The organism is Bacillus sp. GW823-FHT06A10, from assembly GCF_058795375.1.
This window is the reverse complement of sequence record NZ_JBXAHT010000002.1, coordinates 228,166-244,716: the sequence shown is the minus strand read 5'-3', so window position 1 is coordinate 244,716 and position 16,551 is coordinate 228,166. Positions and strand designations below refer to the sequence as shown.

General features: G+C 34.8%; 23 protein-coding genes. 7 read left to right on the top strand and 16 right to left on the bottom strand.

Annotated elements, in window-relative coordinates:
* Together AC1Q8M_RS16060 and AC1Q8M_RS16055 are read right to left on the bottom strand one after the other, a co-directional pair.
* Entirely contained in the window at positions 1 to 366 is a 366-nt protein-coding gene (locus tag AC1Q8M_RS16060; RefSeq protein WP_090976921.1) for a DUF3221 domain-containing protein, read from the bottom strand.
* A gap of 20 nt (positions 367 to 386) precedes the next feature.
* The gene (locus AC1Q8M_RS16055) at positions 387 to 761 is read right to left on the bottom strand and encodes a hypothetical protein (RefSeq protein ID WP_000816700.1); all 375 of its coding nucleotides are present in this window, start codon (positions 759 to 761) and stop codon (positions 387 to 389) included.
* Positions 762 to 952: 191 nt separating this feature from the next.
* Between AC1Q8M_RS16055 and AC1Q8M_RS16050 the strand changes: the two genes are divergently transcribed.
* Complete coding sequence (locus AC1Q8M_RS16050; RefSeq protein ID WP_075718711.1) at positions 953 to 1,780, top strand: DUF2785 domain-containing protein; 828 nt, start codon at positions 953 to 955, stop codon at positions 1,778 to 1,780.
* A 13-nt stretch (positions 1,781 to 1,793) separates the two neighbouring features.
* Here AC1Q8M_RS16050 and AC1Q8M_RS16045 read toward each other — a convergent pair whose 3' ends face one another.
* The 9 genes from AC1Q8M_RS16045 to AC1Q8M_RS16005 all read right to left on the bottom strand — a co-directional run bounded on the left by AC1Q8M_RS16045 (position 1,794) and on the right by AC1Q8M_RS16005 (position 7,878).
* Complete coding sequence (locus AC1Q8M_RS16045) at positions 1,794 to 2,000, bottom strand: hypothetical protein (RefSeq protein ID WP_001248905.1); 207 nt, start codon at positions 1,998 to 2,000, stop codon at positions 1,794 to 1,796.
* Between the two features lie 63 nt (positions 2,001 to 2,063).
* Complete coding sequence (locus AC1Q8M_RS16040; RefSeq protein ID WP_071731420.1) at positions 2,064 to 3,077, bottom strand: anti sigma factor C-terminal domain-containing protein; 1,014 nt, start codon at positions 3,075 to 3,077, stop codon at positions 2,064 to 2,066.
* Positions 3,058 to 3,567, bottom strand: a complete 510-nt coding sequence (locus AC1Q8M_RS16035) for an RNA polymerase sigma factor (RefSeq protein ID WP_089171831.1) — start codon at positions 3,565 to 3,567, stop codon at positions 3,058 to 3,060. The genes AC1Q8M_RS16040 and AC1Q8M_RS16035 overlap by 20 nt, the downstream gene beginning before the upstream one ends.
* A gap of 120 nt (positions 3,568 to 3,687) precedes the next feature.
* Positions 3,688 to 4,032, bottom strand: a complete 345-nt coding sequence (locus AC1Q8M_RS16030; RefSeq protein WP_001100204.1) for a DUF6176 family protein — start codon at positions 4,030 to 4,032, stop codon at positions 3,688 to 3,690.
* Between the two features lie 2 nt (positions 4,033 to 4,034).
* Complete coding sequence (locus AC1Q8M_RS16025; protein ID WP_078400665.1) at positions 4,035 to 4,823, bottom strand: GNAT family N-acetyltransferase; 789 nt, start codon at positions 4,821 to 4,823, stop codon at positions 4,035 to 4,037.
* Entirely contained in the window at positions 4,820 to 5,152 is a 333-nt protein-coding gene (locus tag AC1Q8M_RS16020; RefSeq protein WP_000450933.1) for a cupin domain-containing protein, read from the bottom strand. Before AC1Q8M_RS16020 ends, AC1Q8M_RS16025 begins: the two co-directional genes overlap by 4 nt.
* Positions 5,153 to 5,196: 44 nt before the next feature.
* Positions 5,197 to 5,598 (bottom strand): hypothetical protein, encoded by a 402-nt coding sequence (locus AC1Q8M_RS16015; protein WP_098400643.1) that lies wholly within the window; start codon positions 5,596 to 5,598, stop codon positions 5,197 to 5,199.
* A gap of 141 nt (positions 5,599 to 5,739) precedes the next feature.
* Positions 5,740 to 6,873 (bottom strand): alanine dehydrogenase, encoded by a 1,134-nt coding sequence (gene ald / locus AC1Q8M_RS16010; protein ID WP_001219401.1) that lies wholly within the window; start codon positions 6,871 to 6,873, stop codon positions 5,740 to 5,742.
* 213 nt (positions 6,874 to 7,086) lie between these two features.
* Positions 7,087 to 7,878, bottom strand: a complete 792-nt coding sequence (locus tag AC1Q8M_RS16005) for an SDR family oxidoreductase (RefSeq protein WP_072940483.1) — start codon at positions 7,876 to 7,878, stop codon at positions 7,087 to 7,089.
* A gap of 147 nt (positions 7,879 to 8,025) precedes the next feature.
* Here AC1Q8M_RS16005 and AC1Q8M_RS16000 point away from each other — a divergent pair, with 147 nt between their 5' ends.
* On the top strand, positions 8,026 to 8,484 hold the full coding sequence (locus AC1Q8M_RS16000) for a universal stress protein (protein WP_001066672.1): 459 nt from the start codon (positions 8,026 to 8,028) through the stop codon (positions 8,482 to 8,484).
* 41 nt (positions 8,485 to 8,525) lie between these two features.
* On the opposite strand, the gene AC1Q8M_RS15995 is transcribed toward AC1Q8M_RS16000, so the two are convergent.
* Complete coding sequence (locus AC1Q8M_RS15995) at positions 8,526 to 9,221, bottom strand: hypothetical protein (protein WP_098015315.1); 696 nt, start codon at positions 9,219 to 9,221, stop codon at positions 8,526 to 8,528.
* A gap of 95 nt (positions 9,222 to 9,316) precedes the next feature.
* Between AC1Q8M_RS15995 and AC1Q8M_RS15990 the strand changes: the two genes are divergently transcribed.
* Positions 9,317 to 9,496: a hypothetical protein gene (locus AC1Q8M_RS15990; RefSeq protein ID WP_000342760.1), complete on the top strand. Its 180-nt coding sequence runs from the start codon at positions 9,317 to 9,319 to the stop codon at positions 9,494 to 9,496.
* Between the two features lie 73 nt (positions 9,497 to 9,569).
* On the opposite strand, the gene argH is transcribed toward AC1Q8M_RS15990, so the two are convergent.
* The gene (gene argH, locus AC1Q8M_RS15985) at positions 9,570 to 10,958 is read right to left on the bottom strand and encodes an argininosuccinate lyase (protein ID WP_065229430.1); all 1,389 of its coding nucleotides are present in this window, start codon (positions 10,956 to 10,958) and stop codon (positions 9,570 to 9,572) included.
* The gene (locus AC1Q8M_RS15980; protein ID WP_000412317.1) at positions 10,955 to 12,160 is read right to left on the bottom strand and encodes an argininosuccinate synthase; all 1,206 of its coding nucleotides are present in this window, start codon (positions 12,158 to 12,160) and stop codon (positions 10,955 to 10,957) included. Before AC1Q8M_RS15980 ends, argH begins: the two co-directional genes overlap by 4 nt.
* A gap of 166 nt (positions 12,161 to 12,326) precedes the next feature.
* Between AC1Q8M_RS15980 and AC1Q8M_RS15975 the strand changes: the two genes are divergently transcribed.
* Positions 12,327 to 12,644: a radical SAM protein gene (locus tag AC1Q8M_RS15975; RefSeq protein WP_065229431.1), complete on the top strand. Its 318-nt coding sequence runs from the start codon at positions 12,327 to 12,329 to the stop codon at positions 12,642 to 12,644.
* A gap of 28 nt (positions 12,645 to 12,672) precedes the next feature.
* Here the strand turns inward: AC1Q8M_RS15975 and AC1Q8M_RS15970 are convergent, their stop codons facing one another.
* Entirely contained in the window at positions 12,673 to 12,867 is a 195-nt protein-coding gene (locus tag AC1Q8M_RS15970; RefSeq protein ID WP_000910278.1) for a hypothetical protein, read from the bottom strand.
* An 854-nt stretch (positions 12,868 to 13,721) separates the two neighbouring features.
* Here AC1Q8M_RS15970 and AC1Q8M_RS15965 point away from each other — a divergent pair.
* Positions 13,722 to 14,384 carry a YitT family protein gene (locus AC1Q8M_RS15965; protein ID WP_001244515.1) on the top strand — a complete coding sequence of 221 codons (663 nt, stop codon included), beginning with the start codon at positions 13,722 to 13,724 and terminating at the stop codon, positions 14,382 to 14,384.
* A 33-nt stretch (positions 14,385 to 14,417) separates the two neighbouring features.
* Here the strand turns inward: AC1Q8M_RS15965 and AC1Q8M_RS15960 are convergent, their stop codons facing one another.
* Complete coding sequence (locus tag AC1Q8M_RS15960) at positions 14,418 to 15,251, bottom strand: EcsC family protein (protein ID WP_001256853.1); 834 nt, start codon at positions 15,249 to 15,251, stop codon at positions 14,418 to 14,420.
* 137 nt (positions 15,252 to 15,388) lie between these two features.
* On the opposite strand from AC1Q8M_RS15960, the gene AC1Q8M_RS15955 reads away from it, so the two are divergent.
* Entirely contained in the window at positions 15,389 to 16,024 is a 636-nt protein-coding gene (locus AC1Q8M_RS15955) for a DUF1796 family putative cysteine peptidase (protein ID WP_001054296.1), read from the top strand.
* Between the two features lie 70 nt (positions 16,025 to 16,094).
* Positions 16,095 to 16,529: an NUDIX hydrolase gene (locus AC1Q8M_RS15950; protein WP_016512247.1), complete on the top strand. Its 435-nt coding sequence runs from the start codon at positions 16,095 to 16,097 to the stop codon at positions 16,527 to 16,529.
* The last annotated feature ends 22 nt before the right edge of the window (positions 16,530 to 16,551 follow it).

Here is a 16,551-nt window from a genome sequence, read left to right as displayed (position 1 = left end):
TTATTCCTCTACTATTTCAAATTTCTCTACAATCATTCTTGCTGGATAGCTTTCAAGTATTTGAGAAAACCATACTTTTATTTTATCCCCTGTTTTTAACTGTTTATATGCGTCTTTGTCCTTAAAGCTCAAGACTATATGTGATGGATGCTCTTTATTCATTTGTTGTTCTATATAATTTTGTAACTCTACTTTTGTGTTAAACGTTTTATCATCGACAAAAAATACCGTGTCATTTCTTAATATGATATACCCTTCTTTAGGGACTTCTTTTACCGTTACCTGCTCTACTTGTTTTGTAGTACAAGCTGATAATATGACTAGAAATACATTTAAAAACATAACAATTTTCACATGCCTATTCATTTTTAACTCCTTACTTTAGGCTATTTCAAATTTAACACCATCTTCTCCTCATACTTATCATCCCATTTAATTACAACTTCTATCGGTTCATCTTTAGATAGAGGTGCACAACTTACACAAGAAGATTTTATTTCAACCCTTGCTCCTTTATGAACTTCTGACGTTTGTGTCATTGTACTAAAGGCTCCATTAATAGCAATCTCTAAGTTTTTAAATTCTGTCTTTCCATCCCCACCCTTATATTGAAACGTAAACATTCCATCTTCACTGTCATCCTTAATATGCCCTTTATATTGTCCAGTCCAACTTTTGCTCTCGCTAGAAAAATTAACATACGAAATGGAACAGCTTCCTAAAAAGAAAATACTAATAAAAAAGAATAATGCTCTCTTCATAATGCCCTCTCCATTCAAATGCACTTATTTATCCCGCATTTACGGACAGTAAGATCCCCACATCAAAATTCGGTGAAAGCAAAGAAGTTAGGTGGGGAATCCCCCCCACTAATTAAAGTTTCACTTCATTGCCTATTCCTTCCTTTTATTATACTATTAAAATACAGAATTTTCTAAAACATGAGGTTTATATGTTACAACAACAGTTAGAAAAAATTCGTAATAATAATTACATCATAGATAACACACTTCATATTGATTCTTTAAGTTCCAGTATGCTTGAACATATCGGTGTTACTGATAGCTACTTAAGGGACAAACTCATCTACTCTACTTTTTATCATCTCATCAAAAATCGCTATCTTTCACACACACAATTACAGAAACTATTATTAGAAAGCATCGGTGAAAAATATTTATTGTATAAGATTCATTCAGATGATGAAGATGCTGTATTTACTCGTGCATTTACAACCTTATTAATTGCGCTCATTATAGATGCAGATACAACTCATAATTTCTTATCACAGAATGATATTTTAACTGTAAAAGATCAATTAATTCTATATATGAACAATGAACATGATTTCCGCGGATATGTGCAAGACCACGGATGGGCACATAGTATCGCACATGCTTCCGATACATTTGAGGCGCTTGTTCATAGTCCTAAACTAGAAACTTTACATTACGAAGAGATATTAAAAACTTTGTTAAACAAAGTTTTTGTCCATTCTATTTACTATAAATACGAAGAAGACGAGCGTCTCGTTTATCCGATTGTCGCAATGCTGCAAAATGGCCTAAAAGAAGAAATACTCATATTAGCCCTTCGTGACTTAGTAGCTCAATTACCGGTCCAAAAACAAGCACTACCTATTGAATCGTACGAGTTTTTATATGGAAATACAAAATCTTTCTTACGTAGCTTATTTTTCAGACTACGCACACTTTCTATATGTGAAGAAACCGAATTCGAAATTGAAAAATTGCTACAAGAGCTTCCAAAATATTATTAAAAAAGAAGGCCACTCAAAAAGTGCCTTCTTCTATTTCACTAATATTTAATTGAAATTTCACGATCCAAACTGAGAAAAGGTGGACAAGAAGCGCAAACGCCATACATGCTCCACTTAAAAAAGTTAGTATAGGATGCGAATACACGTGCCCCAATCCATAGGATATCGCCACGAAAAACATTGTTATGTAAATATAAATTGCTCCATGTATTTGCCTCATATAAACCTCCTTTTCCCATATTATAACATAAATTTTCTGATTATTCACATTAATTGCTTGTAATCAATATTTCTCAACTGTTACACCTCTTACAGCAGCCTTAATATACGGTGACCCTTGTAAACTTTGTAAATCCTCTGTTTTTCCTGTTACGACTATACCGTATATTGGTAGGTCTTTTGGTTTGGTGTTTTTTATTTCTTTATAATATTGTTCAAAATAATCACTTGGTATACCTTCACTATTTTTTGTTAAATACTTCATTTGGTACAGAAACTCTTTTGAGTTTATTGTTAAATCGTTTTTCACATCTTCTTTTACTTTTGCATAACTTCCTTCAAATCCAAAAACATTTCTAGCCATTTCCGCATTTAATACTGCGCCATTTTTAGGATCTTTTAACCCTACATAAGAATCACTTTTCTTTTCATTATATGTATCTACCCAAAACCAAACTGGCTGTACACTTTTCGGAAGCATCTCAATAATTTGTTCAGCTGTATACGATTTATCAAAAGATAAGGCTACTTCTGCAACTTTATTTTGCAAATCTCCAATATTTTTCAGGTCATCCACATAATTTTTATAAGTAACGAAAGGTAAATAAAACCTCATTTCCCTCTGCATTGTTTGCACATTATAATCTGGTATCGTAACAGCCTCTTCACCCCTTTTTTCCTCATCTAGACTAACAAGTTCACCATTGTAATGCTTCATACTATAACTCCATATACCAGATTCGTATATATCATTTACCCATTTCACTGGTTGACCAGCTATATTTTTATAAGAGTTATATATTACTGTACTTCCTGTCATACCAAGACTTAAATACATGCTTCCGCTGAAACGGATATTAGGCCCTTGAACCATATGTAGTGCATTCATTTCTCTTTCCATTTTTCTAAATGTTTGCTGAGAAAAGTAAGTTGCACCCAAAAACAAAGTTACTATAACCATAATGGACGCACAAATAGAAATAAGCCAGTTTCTCCAAAACTGCTTCCTCTTCGCTCTCTTCATCAAAGTCTTCATCTGCTTATCATTCATATTCAAATCAAAGTCCTTCCGACTCATCATTTCTCCTCCTATACAGTTTTTTAAATTGATTTCTTGCACGGTACAAGCTTGTTTTTACTGTATCTTCTTTCATACTTAATAAAATGGCAATTTCCTTATAAGATAGTTCATACTCATATTTCAACAGTAAAATATGACGATATTCCTCCGTCATCGTCTCCAATATTTCTTGTACTTCTCCTTGTAACTCACTTGTTAAAAGCACTTCATCTAATGACTTTTGCCCAATAAGAACGACTGATTCAATTGCGATTGGATTTAGTCTTTTTTCTTTCCGGTGCAAATCTCGGTGCTGGTTGATTGCAACTCTAAATAGCCACGGTGCTAAATGTCCTAACGGTATTTCCTCCATAAGCAATAAAGCTTTATACAACGTATCTTGCACAATATCTTCTGCTTCTTTTCTATCAGCTCCAATCTTAATTAAATATCCAAACACAGCTTTTGATTTCTCTATTAATAACGATTCAAACGTATCATGACTCATTCGGCTCTCCTCTCTATATACTCAACGTTTGAGAGCGTAAAATGTATACAGCTTTTCAAAAAAAAATCCCATAATAAAAAGCACATCCATTTTGATGCGCTTCTCTGAAATACTATTCTATTATTTCATCGCTTCCTTCACAACATCTTGAATCATAACAACTTCTGTTTTCATATCAATAGACGGTGCTTCTTCATCGATACATTCATACCAAAATGCTAAGTGCTTTTTATCAATTTCATGATGCGAATTTTCGACAAAAATACCACCTTCTCCTTGCACAGAATACCAATATAAGTACTCTTCTCCATCTCTTATTTCCCGGAAAATTGTCTCAACGTACATTTTTTCGTCGTTTAATGTCAAAAGCACTTCTTTCAAATTGTCATTAAGAAGCTGCATCCATTCATCTACTCGATGACTCTTACCAGGCTTAACTTTAAATCTTGTTAATTCTACATTCATTTTTATTCCCCCGTTTTCTTACGTACAAACAAACTATATTCTATTGGATGATAAAAACTTAATTTACTAGCTAATTTTCGCGAAGGAATATTGTCTACATAACAATCCCAGCTCGGTATAATGTCATTTTGCATGCAATGTTCAATGAACCTTGTTGCAACAGCTTGAGCTAATCCTTTCCCTTGATGTGCTTCATGTGTTGCAATATCTATTTCAGCAAAACCATTCCCGCTAAATATTGAGACACATTCAGCTACAATTATCCCATCTTGTTCTATACAAAATCCAAAACCACTGTTCAAAAACGTTTCTTTTGATCCCCAATACTCTTTGTAGTACTCCTCTTTAAATTCACTGCTGCGCTCTATATCTCTTCTATCAATACGCTTCACTTCATATGTATTTTTGTTAAAATCTCGTTGACTCTCTTCAAAGGTTACGCTTTGAAATTTCATTCGCGGGATGTCCCGAAGTACATTACTAAAACGCTCTTCTATCATCATTTCCCACTCTTCACTCGAAGTGAACAGTGTAAATCTCTTCTCTGTTTTTTCAATAGCCGTTTTTAAATATGAAAATAACTCTTCGTTATAATTTTGATCATCCGTATCACCAAATAAATAATAGATACCATTAGCTGTAATAATTAATCCTGCTGTTAATTGCCCGTTTATAAAAACCTCGCCATCTATCATTTGATCACATACCGCATAAGCAAACGTCGTCGTTCTTGTATTACCTTCTAAAACCGGAAGAACTTTTCTATAATCGGCTACAGATAATTTTTTCATAATTGCTCCACTTTAATCGTATCAGCCTCTATATGTTCAAAACAAAGATTTACCGTTCTCTTTAATGCTCTCGTTCTATGAATCGTACATGCTGGAATTAAAATAGAATCATTTGGCTTTAAAACCGCTGTTTCTCCATCTTCAAAATCAATAAGTAATTCTCCCTCTAGCACAATAAATAATTCATCCGAATTAGAATGATAGTGCCAATCATATTCACCAGTAAATACAGCGATTCGTAAACAATGACTGTTTATATTTGAAACGACGAAGTTTTTATGTTGATCTTGAATGTCTTTTGTTAATTCTATTAAGTTCACAGTTTCCATATTTCATCCCATCCTTTCGTTAGTCGTTCTTCTGAAAAATTAACTTAACCTCCACCATCACTTGAGCTACTACAATCACTACTACTGTAGTGACCGAATCCACTTGATGAGCTTGAAGTGTATGAAGATCTTTTGCTTCTTTTTCTATCTTTTTTACTTTCATGACTAGGCCATACTGTAGCAAAGAGTATAACGAATAAGGCTAATTCTATTACAACAAGTATAAATTCTAGAATGCTCTCAATAATATTGGGAGTTATCCCAAAACTGTAAAACACTCCAAATGAATACATACACAAAATTACATACAGAGCCATACAAATATACCGGAATGTTTTTTCTATCATAATGACTACTTTTTGTGAAAAAGGTATGTTCTGTTCCTGTTTTTTCTTTATGTACTTTTGTCTTTTAGCTTGCTTTTGCTTCCTTTTTTTACTCCCCATTGAATCCCCTCTTTTATTATATAATTCTAAATTATCATAATAAAAATCGATTTACACCAATAAATAACAATTATTCACATGTTATTTCCCCATATAAAAAAGACCCTCCTTATGAAAAGGAAGGTCTCAAATGTATTTCTATTATGATAAAGCAGGAGCTTTTTCAAGTAGCTCTTTCGCATCAGCGTATTGTAAGCCGTGAGCTTCTGCAACTGCTTCGAATGTTACATATCCATCTAATGTGTTAATACCTTTTAATAATGCAGAGTTGCCTAGGCAAGCATCTTTATAGCCTTTGTTCGCAATTTGTACTGCATATGGTACTGTTACGTTTGTTAATGCAAGAGTTGACGTACGTGGAACCGCACCTGGCATATTAGCAACTGCATAATGAACAACGCCATGTTTTTCGTAAGTTGGGTTGTCATGAGTTGTAATACGATCAGTTGTTTCGAAAATACCACCTTGGTCAATCGCAATATCTACAACGACAGAACCCGGTTCCATTGATTGAATCATTTCTTCAGTTACAAGTTTTGGCGCTTTTGCACCTGGAATTAATACTGCTCCAATAACAAGGTCAGATTCTTTAACAGCTTCTGCAATGTTGTATGGATTAGACATTAATGTTTTTACTTGGTTACCGAAAATATCATCTAATTGACGAAGACGTTCTGCACTTAAGTCAATGATTGTTACATCTGCACCTAAACCTACTGCAATCTTAGCTGCGTTTGTACCAGCTTGACCACCGCCGATGATTGTTACTTTGCCGCGTTTTACCCCTGGAACGCCTGCAAGTAAAATACCTTTACCGCCTTTGTTTTTCTCAAGGAATTGTGCACCGATTTGTGCAGACATACGACCAGCTACTTCACTCATAGGTGCAAGTAATGGTAAAGAACGATTGTCTAATTGTACTGTTTCGTATGCGATTGATGCAACTTTGTTATCGATTAATGCTTTCGTTAATTCTGGTTCTGGAGCTAAGTGTAAGTATGTGAATAAAATTAAACCTTCACGGAAATAGCCGTATTCACTTGCTACTGGCTCTTTTACCTTCATAACCATATCTTGATTCCATGCTTCTTCAGCAGTTTCTACAAGTTTCGCACCAGCTTGTACGTATTCTTCATCTGTAAAGCCAGATCCTAAACCTGCTCCTTTTTGAACAAAAACTTCGTGACCATTTTGTACTAAATGTACTGCTCCCGCTGGCGTCATTGCCACACGGTTTTCATTGTTCTTAATTTCTGTTGGAATACCGATACGCATGATTAGTTCCCCCTTGAGTTATGAAATGACCCCTGAATCATTTTTTAAAGCGCTTTCTACGCTCTTATATTTTAACATAATATCTCAATATTTGACAAAAAATAATACAAGTTTTCCGATAGATTTAATTTTATATTAAAGGACAGTATTATCCGCACCTCTCAGCACAATGGATAAACTGTCCAATTATTCGAAACTTCATCTTATTTTATTCTATCGATGTCTATGAATAACATCCACTGCACCAGTCACTTCAATAATTGTACCAGTAATCATATCGGAATCGTCCTCACATAAAAACGAAATGGTTCTTGCAATATCTTCACCTGTTCCAGATCTACCAATCGGTGTGTTATGCTCTTTCAGCTGACGTGCTTCTTGAATAGTTGCCTCTTTCATATCGCCAATAATATCACCAGGACATACCATGTTCGCAGTGATACCATACTCCGCTTCTTCATAAGCAACTGTTTTCGTTAATGAAACAAGTCCTACTTTCGCTGCGGCAAAAGCTGAACGATAAATCCATCCCGGTGCACTATCCGCCCCTTGAAATCCGTAATTAATAATACGGCCAAAGTTCTGTTTTCTCATGACCGGAACAACAAGTTTTAATAAATGAAATACCGCTGTTAAATTTCCCTGAATCATTTCATTCCATTCATTTTCTTCATAATCAACTAACTTTTTTCGTTCAAATACATATGGACCAGCATTATTAATTAAAAAGTCAATTTTGCCAAAACGGCTCATCGCTTCTTCTACTATTTTATGTAAATCTTCCTTTTTCGTGACATCTGCTTGCACGAATTGTAGACGCTCTTCCACATCTTTATATGTTTCTTTCATCGTTTCCATAGCCGTGATATCGCTATGATACGTTACTGTTACTGAATAGCCTTTAGCCAATAACTTTTCTGTTACTTGCTTCCCTAAACCTTTCGTACCGGCTGTAATGAGCGCATGTCTCACAAAACTGCCCCCTTTTAAATTGCTATACTTCATATGTAACAAGTTCTCGCTCCAATTACAACTAAAATGAATTGAAACAGAGTTTTCAAAATTCTGTAACGTTTCTGGCAAGCACGTTACCAAAATTTGTTTTATAATTAAGTTGTAAACAGTTATAAAACAGATTGGGAGGAATTTACTATGAATAATACATATACAAATATTTTAATCGCGGTGGATGGTTCTAAAGAAGCAGAAAAAGCCTTTAAAAAAGCAATCCAAGTCGCAAAGCGCAACAATGCAACATTAACAATTGCTCATATCGTTGATGTAAAAGCGTACTCAGCTGTAGAGGCTTATAGCCGTGCAATTGCTGAACGTGCAAATCTATTTGCAGAAGACTTATTAGAAGACTACAAAAAAACTGCTCTTGAAGCTGGTCTTGAAAAAATTGAAACTGTATTAGAATTTGGTAATCCTAAATCTAAAATTTCAAAAGAAATCGCTCCAAACCATAAAGTAGATTTAATTATGTGTGGCGCGACTGGTTTAAATGCTGTTGAGCGTTTCCTAATTGGTAGCGTCTCTGAACATATTATTCGCTATGCGAAATGCGATGTCCTTGTTGTTCGTGGTGATGAGGAGCAAGGTGATCTTTAATTTATAGATAAAACACCAAGTCCACATAGGCTTGGTGTTTTTCATTTTATCAACTTCACTATAAACACAAGACATGCTACGACAACAACGGTAATTGCCAACACATAGGGCGGAAGAAACTTCAAAGACCATAATGCCATCATAATCGTCGCAACCGTTAAGTACGTTCGTCTTGCACCTTCTGTCATTTTTTTACGAAATAAGAAAACGTACAAATAACCAATTGGTGGCGTAATAAAGCAAAGAACGTATATGATTTTTGATTTTAAATACCACTTTTGTTCTCCAAGTTTCTTTATATCTCCTTCTATTCTCTTATGCTCTTGTTCTTTCGCTTCTTCTACAAGCGGATTTTCCCCTTCGCCTCGCTTTTCTTTCATATAAGGAAGAAAGTGCATAAAAAAATAGTATGCGAATACGAATGCTCCAAATCCAATATTTACTCTTTCTAATGGAATATGTTCACTAAAAAAAGCAGCAGTAAGCACTACAGACAAACAGTATGTCATCATCCAAAATGAACGTTTTCTCTTTTTCCGTTCCATTTCTTTTTTGCCTTGTATATCTTTTCTTTTCGAAAGCCATATAGAAATAAAGCAATCTACTACAAATAGAGCAAAAATAAATATCGCAACGTGTACTGTTTCTAAATCCTCAAATGAAAAGATATTTGGGAATGCAACATGCAATACAATTAGCGTGTACAAGATTAGCCCTATAAAATAAATACGTCTCATTTTTCATCCCTTTCTTATTTCCTAACATTACGTTAACATACATTTTTTAGAAATAGACGGACAAAATATATATGTGTAAAAAAGGAGGATGCTATATGGATGATTCTGAACGCATTATTTTAGACGTGAACGGAAAAGAAATTGAAATGCTAGATACAATTCGCACTCATTTTAAAGAGAAACATGGCGTTGAACTAAGTAATGGTGCATTGCTTCGTGATTTGATGGATATTGAGTATATTCGAATTACAGAAGATCGACATAAGTATGATTAATTTTGGGCTATAAAAAAAAGAAGGTAAGCTTCTCTCCATCAAGATTAGCGTACCTTCTTCCCTATAAAATCAATCAACTTCTAACAAACTCTCCAACTAACCCCTTCGCCTTCTCCAAAGCGTTTTTGATTTGTTCAAACCCTGTCCCACCAGCACTGTTACGACGCTTTACAGCCGCATATGGTGAAAGAACTTCATACAAATCTTCTTCAAATAAAGAGCTCATTTCTTGATATGTTTCAAGCGGGACATCTAATAAATAAATTCCTTTTTGTGTGCAATGTAGCACTAACTTCCCAACAATTTCATGAGCTTGACGGAATGGTAGTCCTTTGTTTGCTAAGTAGTCGGCAATTTCTGTTGCGTTGGAGAAATCTTGCGTCACAGCTTGCCCCATTTTTTCTTTGTTTACAGTCATCGTTTCAAGCATGCCCGCCATAATATGAAGGCATCCTTCTACTGTTTTGACTGTATCAAACATTCCTTCTTTATCTTCTTGTAAGTCTTTATTGTAAGCGAGTGGTAATCCTTTCATTACTGTAAGTAAACTGAATAAATTACCGTATACTCTGCCTGTTTTACCACGGATTAGTTCCGCCATATCCGGATTTTTCTTTTGCGGCATAATGCTACTTCCTGTCGCGTATTGATCGCTCATTTCAATAAATTGAAACTCTTGGCTACTCCATAAAATAAGTTCTTCACAAAAGCGTGATAAGTGCATCATAAGTATAGATGAGTTACTTAAAAACTCCAGTATGAAATCACGATCACTTACTGCATCTAAACTATTTTCATAGATTCCATTAAACCCAAGAAGTTCCGCACTATATTCTCGGTCGATCGGGAATGTCGTCCCAGCTAGCGCTCCTGCTCCTAATGGGGAGATATTAATACGCTTTAATGAATCTTCATAACGATTCACATCACGCTCTAACATCCAAAAGTAAGCAAGAATATGATGAGCAAATGAAATCGGCTGGGCACGCTGCAAGTGCGTATAGCCCGGCATAATGGTTTCAATATTATTTTCTGCTTGTTGAACAAGAACAGTTTGCAATTGTTTTGTAGCTTTTATAATATGTTCTACCTTTTCTTTTAAATACAAATGCATATCTGTCGCCACTTGATCGTTACGACTTCGGCCTGTATGAAGTTTCCCTCCTACTTCACCGATTTTTTCAATTAACATCTTTTCAATATTTAAATGAATATCTTCAGCTTCAACCGAAAAATGTAATTTATTTTGTTTCACTTCTTCTAATAAATATTGAAGACCTATCTTTATTTTCTCTGCTTCTTCTTTCGTCACGATGCCCTGCTTTGCTAGCATCGTGACGTGCGCAATACTTCCTTTTATATCTTGATTTACTAATTGTTGATCGAAGGAGATGGATGCTCCGAACTCTTCAACCCATGCTTCCGCTTCTTTTGTAAAACGTCCGCCCCAAAGTTTGCTCACGCTTCCACCTTCTTTTGATTCACTTGGCTGTATACTTTCGTCGGTAAACCGAATAATGAAATGAATCCAACTGCTGCATCATGATTAAATTCATCTTGAGCAGTATATGTTGCTAATTTTTCATCGTATAAAGAGTATTCAGATTTACGTCCTTCTACAATCGCATGACCTTTAAATAATTTCACACGCACTGTACCTGTTACATTCTTTTGCGTTTCTTGTAAAAATGCATGAAGCGCTTGTTTTAAAGGTGAGAACCATAAACCGTTATAAATAAGTTCTGTTATTTTCTGTTCAATCACTGGTTTAAAATGCGCTACTTCTTTTACGTGTGTTAAATCTTCCAACTCTTTATGCGCAGTGATTAACGTCATTGCTGCTGGGCATTCGTATACTTCACGAGATTTAATACCGACAAGACGATTTTCTACGTGATCAATACGTCCAACACCGTGTTTTCCAGCAAGCGCATTTAACGTTTTAATTAATTCTGAAAGTGAATATGCAGTACCATTTAAAGTAGTCGGTACGCCTGCTTCAAATCCGATTTCTACAAACTCTGGTTTATTCGGTGTATCTTCTAATGCCAATGTCATCTCATATGCATCTTCTGGCGGCGCTGCCCATGGATCTTCTAAAATTCCACATTCGTTGCTGCGTCCCCATAAGTTTTGATCGATTGAAAACGGGCTATCTAAATTAATCGGAATTGGTACATCGTTTTCTTTTGCATATGCAATTTCTTCTTCACGTGACCATTTCCATTCACGTACAGGCGCAATCACTTCTAAGTAAGGATTTAATGCTTGGATAGAAACTTCAAAACGAACTTGGTCATTTCCTTTCCCTGTACATCCGTGTGCAACTGCAGTTGCGCCTTCTTGTTCTGCGATTTCCACTAATTTCTTCGCAATAAGCGGACGAGATAATGCAGAGACAAGAGGGTATTTCCCTTCGTATAATGTGTGTGCTTGCATCGCCATCAATGCATATTCATTCGCGAATTCTTCTTGAACATCAATCATATATGATTTAATTGCACCTACTGAAAGTGCCTTTTCTTTTACAAATGCTAAATCTTTACCTTCCCCTAAGTCTAAACAAAGCGCGATAATATCATAATTCTTCTCTTGTAACCATTTAATTGCAACGGAAGTATCAAGACCTCCGGAATATGCTAATACAACTTTTTTCTTCTCCATTTTGCATCCCCCTAAAGAATAAATATTCATTTTCTTTTATAATAATTCATACTTTACCACCTTTCACAAAATGTATCAAGAGTCATTTTCAAATTTTTTCAAACAATTTCGTCGAACTTCTTTCTGTTTTTCTGTACAATATAAGCAGGAAAACGGGGGTGAACTTATGGAAAAGTATTTCTTATACGATGAACATCTAGGAATTGAAATTCCGCATTTACAAGAAGACTGGGAAGAAATCCCCAAAAAAATGCAACATGCTATTTTACTAAAATGGGAACAAGTTCGCGGGAAAATTCCTGATCGTATAAAAGAACTTGAGCACTATATTAATACAAAACAACATTATTTAAATAACGAAGAAGACTTCGAAGTTTCTTGTAAACTAAATTCAGAAATTGCCGATCTTGCTTCCATCATTAATGACCTTTGGCTTTGGTATCGACTCACTCAAAATGTATCTGAGGGAAAAGCACACCAATGAAAAAAGCATGCCCCTCAATTACTTTGGGTCATGCTTTTTTGTCGTAACATGATTTACAATATATTTCTTGTGCTGTTTTCGCCAAACATACATCGAATGGACCAACTAATATACTTCTTTCTTTCGGCAACTTTACAAAAGCAACAAGCTCTTCTTCATATTGAATTTTTTTCTGACATGAAACGCATATTAATTCTTTTCTTTTGAACATATCTTTTAACATGTCTTCACTCTCCCCTTCATCTATCTATATTAATATGCTCTCATAATAGTTAAGACTTGTAAAAAAATGACACATTCCGAATCGAATGATTCATATACTATGTACAAAAGGAGGTCTAAAGCTTATGCGTGCTTTCATTATTATCGCTTTAACTTTTTTAAGTGTGATTAGTTGGGATGCGTTTTTTAAAGATAAAAGTGATGAAAAGAATACAACTGAATAAAACCCTTTTTTTCTTACTTATTGGACAAACCGTTACAAACTGTCCAATCCTCCGAAATAACTTAGGCTTTTCTACAAAAATATTTAAACATAACATTTTTTGTAGATTCCCTCCGTTTATTGTCGGTTTCCATCCGCATACATTTTTTAAAAGTATGATATAATAGTATAAATCTTGAAGGAAGGGATTTTGATATCATGATCGCTCGAAGGAGCATGTGGCATCGTATTGACGAATCATACACGTAGCGTATTTTTTAGCTCAGATACTTTAGTCTAGCGAAAAAAATACGAGAGTGGGGAAATTATGATTGCCCGAAGGATAATTTGGCAAAAAAAAGACTCTTCTTACACATAGCGTTTTGTTTAGGACTTAATTGTTACTAACTAAACAAAACACAGAAGAGCAGGATTGCTAAATGACGAATCCTACTCCACGTTTTGTTTAGTCGTTTTAAGACTTAAACTAAAACGAAGGTAGGGAGAATTGATGGACGAGAGGATTATTCGTTATTTCTTCAGCGACATATAGCGTAGTTAGTTTTTTCGTAAACTAACTGAAAGCTACATGTGAGCTCGTAGTTAGTTTACAACACAAAAAGGACTACTAACTACGGAAAGAAGGAATAACGATGAGGAACATCCAAAGTCGGCAAATTATTAAAGAAATTTTTATGGTTTTAATCGGTTCATTTATTTTAGCAGCAGCGCTATATCACATTCACTTCCAAAACCACTTAACAGAAGGTGGCTTTGTAGGAATTGCACTATTCATTCAAAACTTTTATGATATTTCACCATCTATTTCAACTGTATTAATGGATATCCCAATTATTTTACTATGTGCTTCATTTTTAGGTAGAAAAATGGTTGGCTATTCATTCTTAGGTTCAATTTCATTCGGAGTATTTTATTCCTTTATGGAAAATTATTCTCCATTTACGGTAGATTTATCAAATAACTTATTTATAGCTGCAGTAGTTGGCGGTGCGTTAGCTGGTATTGGACTCGGTTTTATATTGCGATTTGGCGGTGCAACCGGTGGAGACGATATTTTAACAATTGTATTAAGTAAACGAACTCGTTTTACAATTGGGCAAATTTTCTTCGTCTTTGACGCGATTGTTCTTGCGCTTTCATTATATTATTTAAATTGGACAGAAATTGCTTTTACTATTCTTTCGATTGCCGTACAGGCAAAAACATTGGATTTAATTTATTATCCAAAAACAGAAAAAACAGCAGAAAAGCAGCCAGTATCTGTTCCAATGTCCAAAAAACATGCAACAAATTAAAAAAGCGAAAGGCTTCGGCCTCTCGCTTTTTTTTTATGCTCTTTTTTCTTTCTCGACTATATGGCGCACTTGATAAAATCTATTTGCAAATTCAGTAACGTTTCTTGTTAAACGATAATTCACTGTAGATCCAATTGCCATTCCAATTACCGGAATACCTTGGAATAATTTACGACGAAGAGCATAAATCGAAAATGTCTTCAAAATTTGTTTTAACACAACTTCAGTAGAAGCTGTTTGTAACACTGCTTCGTCTCCTTCATAAAAGAACGAATCTTCTTGTTCCAGCTCTTGCAATAAATTGTACCATGCGTATTGCTGAAGTCTTCCTGGTAGTAATGACGCGTGAAACACCTTTAACGCAAGCATCATTTCGTATGGCTTGTTCACATCATGTCCAAATGATGTTGCAATAAGTTGGACTGCCTTCACATTTAACGCGATCATAACCGGAAAATCCGCCGTTAATAATAATAAACCTCCAGCACCTGTCGCCCCGCCTTGCACAAATGAATATAGACGATGACGTGCTGTTTGCTGCTCTGCTATGTATGTTAACTGATCAATAGATAATGCTTTCAAATCTTCAAGCTGTTCAATCGATTCATCAAATAATCTCGATGTTCCTAAAATCCGATTACGTGCGTCTAACTGTGCTTGTGAACTTTGAATAAATGCATGCAAATGAAAGAGCCATCCATCTGCTTTCGTGAAGAATTCTTTTCGCTTTTTCTCAGGTAATTTCGCAACTGTAGTATGTAACCATTTATCAAACACTTTTTGAAAATCGGTCGCTTCTTGCTCAACTAATTGCGCTTCCCATTCTTTTATATTGTCTAAAATGGCTTGTTCTCGCTTCGATCGCATCGTAACAACCACCTCGTTCGATTTTTTTCTATTGTAACATATTTCTGCTTATTCTTTACAAATATGCTTGTATATCTCTTTTCACATACCCTTTATGAGTGACATAAAATAATAGCAAAAAGGATGAGATACTTCACATGAATCTATCCAATCTAAAACAAAACTATAACGCAGTATTCAGCTTAGGACAAAACTGTTGGCCTGCTTGGGCATTATATCAATTAGAATTATCACCATTTTTTGGCGTTATTGATTTTATGCTAAGTCCTTCATTAACGAAAGTAAATTTATTATTACAAAATCGATTTGACCGTTTTTTAAATTTCGAAAATCTATCCTTCATCTCATTTTGGGATGATGATGCCAAATTAAGATTAAGGGACAACCTTTATGAAATTGACTCCTGTCATGACTTTAAAACAGATGTAAACACACCAAATTATTGGCCTTCTTATACAGAAATTAAGTTAAACTATGAACATCGAATTAATCGTTTTCTAACTACAATTGAAACGGCAGAATCCATATTGTTTATTCGAACTGGAGGAACATATGAAGAAGCATGTTCCCTAGAACAAATTTTATCTCAAATCGTTACACATACATTCTCTGTCCTATTACTAATTCCTGCCGATATACCAACTATCACCCAAGAAGATTGGGGATTACAACGTACTTGCGTTATGAAATGTCCTATTATGGATGTATACCAATACAATGAAGCATTTTGGAAAGACTTATTTGATGGAATTACAGTTAGACCACACACTTAAATACACGATACTTTTATCACACCATACATTATAATCGTCCTTATACGAAACAAATAAGGAGTGATTCTATATGTATCCACGTGCAAAAGCTTTCGGTCTTGCTGTACATCAAGATCGCCTTCTCGTACAAGAATATCATACAGAAGGCGAAACATATTATCGTCCTCTTGGCGGTTCCATTGAACTGGGTGAAAAATCAGCACATACTGTTATTCGGGAGTTTACAGAAGAGCTTCATACGGAGATAGAAATCATCAATTATTTAGGTTGTTTAGAAAATGTCTTTCATCTAGATGGGGGCATTGGTCATGAAATTATTCAACTATATTCTTTGCGTTTATTAGACACGTCACTATATGAAATGAAAATATTAAATATACAAGATGAGGAAACAGTAGCGTATGCGAAATGGATTCCTATTACGGCATTCATTCAGAAAGAAAAAATATTATATCCGGATGGAGTTTTAAAATATATCCAAAAGAAAAAAGACGAAATCCTATAGGATCTCGTCTTTCTTTTCATAT

What these genes read in the sequence shown, in the direction of transcription:
- AC1Q8M_RS16060 (WP_090976921.1), bottom strand. Translation starts at nt 366, where the DNA reads ATGAATAGGCATGTGAAAATTGTTATGTTTTTAAATGTATTTCTAGTC.
- AC1Q8M_RS16055 (WP_000816700.1), bottom strand. Translation starts at nt 761, where the DNA reads ATGAAGAGAGCATTATTCTTTTTTATTAGTATTTTCTTTTTAGGAAGC.
- AC1Q8M_RS16050 (WP_075718711.1), top strand. Translation starts at nt 953, where the DNA reads ATGTTACAACAACAGTTAGAAAAAATTCGTAATAATAATTACATCATA.
- AC1Q8M_RS16045 (WP_001248905.1), bottom strand. Translation starts at nt 2,000, where the DNA reads ATGAGGCAAATACATGGAGCAATTTATATTTACATAACAATGTTTTTC.
- AC1Q8M_RS16040 (WP_071731420.1), bottom strand. Translation starts at nt 3,077, where the DNA reads ATGAGTCGGAAGGACTTTGATTTGAATATGAATGATAAGCAGATGAAG.
- AC1Q8M_RS16035 (WP_089171831.1), bottom strand. Translation starts at nt 3,567, where the DNA reads ATGAGTCATGATACGTTTGAATCGTTATTAATAGAGAAATCAAAAGCT.
- AC1Q8M_RS16030 (WP_001100204.1), bottom strand. Translation starts at nt 4,032, where the DNA reads ATGAATGTAGAATTAACAAGATTTAAAGTTAAGCCTGGTAAGAGTCAT.
- AC1Q8M_RS16025 (WP_078400665.1), bottom strand. Translation starts at nt 4,823, where the DNA reads ATGAAAAAATTATCTGTAGCCGATTATAGAAAAGTTCTTCCGGTTTTA.
- AC1Q8M_RS16020 (WP_000450933.1), bottom strand. Translation starts at nt 5,152, where the DNA reads ATGGAAACTGTGAACTTAATAGAATTAACAAAAGACATTCAAGATCAA.
- AC1Q8M_RS16015 (WP_098400643.1), bottom strand. Translation starts at nt 5,598, where the DNA reads ATGGGGAGTAAAAAAAGGAAGCAAAAGCAAGCTAAAAGACAAAAGTAC.
- ald (WP_001219401.1), bottom strand. Translation starts at nt 6,873, where the DNA reads ATGCGTATCGGTATTCCAACAGAAATTAAGAACAATGAAAACCGTGTG.
- AC1Q8M_RS16005 (WP_072940483.1), bottom strand. Translation starts at nt 7,878, where the DNA reads ATGAAGTATAGCAATTTAAAAGGGGGCAGTTTTGTGAGACATGCGCTC.
- AC1Q8M_RS16000 (WP_001066672.1), top strand. Translation starts at nt 8,026, where the DNA reads ATGAATAATACATATACAAATATTTTAATCGCGGTGGATGGTTCTAAA.
- AC1Q8M_RS15995 (WP_098015315.1), bottom strand. Translation starts at nt 9,221, where the DNA reads ATGAGACGTATTTATTTTATAGGGCTAATCTTGTACACGCTAATTGTA.
- AC1Q8M_RS15990 (WP_000342760.1), top strand. Translation starts at nt 9,317, where the DNA reads ATGGATGATTCTGAACGCATTATTTTAGACGTGAACGGAAAAGAAATT.
- AC1Q8M_RS15980 (WP_000412317.1), bottom strand. Translation starts at nt 12,160, where the DNA reads ATGGAGAAGAAAAAAGTTGTATTAGCATATTCCGGAGGTCTTGATACT.
- AC1Q8M_RS15975 (WP_065229431.1), top strand. Translation starts at nt 12,327, where the DNA reads ATGGAAAAGTATTTCTTATACGATGAACATCTAGGAATTGAAATTCCG.
- AC1Q8M_RS15970 (WP_000910278.1), bottom strand. Translation starts at nt 12,867, where the DNA reads ATGTTAAAAGATATGTTCAAAAGAAAAGAATTAATATGCGTTTCATGT.
- AC1Q8M_RS15965 (WP_001244515.1), top strand. Translation starts at nt 13,722, where the DNA reads ATGAGGAACATCCAAAGTCGGCAAATTATTAAAGAAATTTTTATGGTT.
- AC1Q8M_RS15960 (WP_001256853.1), bottom strand. Translation starts at nt 15,251, where the DNA reads ATGCGATCGAAGCGAGAACAAGCCATTTTAGACAATATAAAAGAATGG.
- AC1Q8M_RS15955 (WP_001054296.1), top strand. Translation starts at nt 15,389, where the DNA reads ATGAATCTATCCAATCTAAAACAAAACTATAACGCAGTATTCAGCTTA.
- AC1Q8M_RS15950 (WP_016512247.1), top strand. Translation starts at nt 16,095, where the DNA reads ATGTATCCACGTGCAAAAGCTTTCGGTCTTGCTGTACATCAAGATCGC.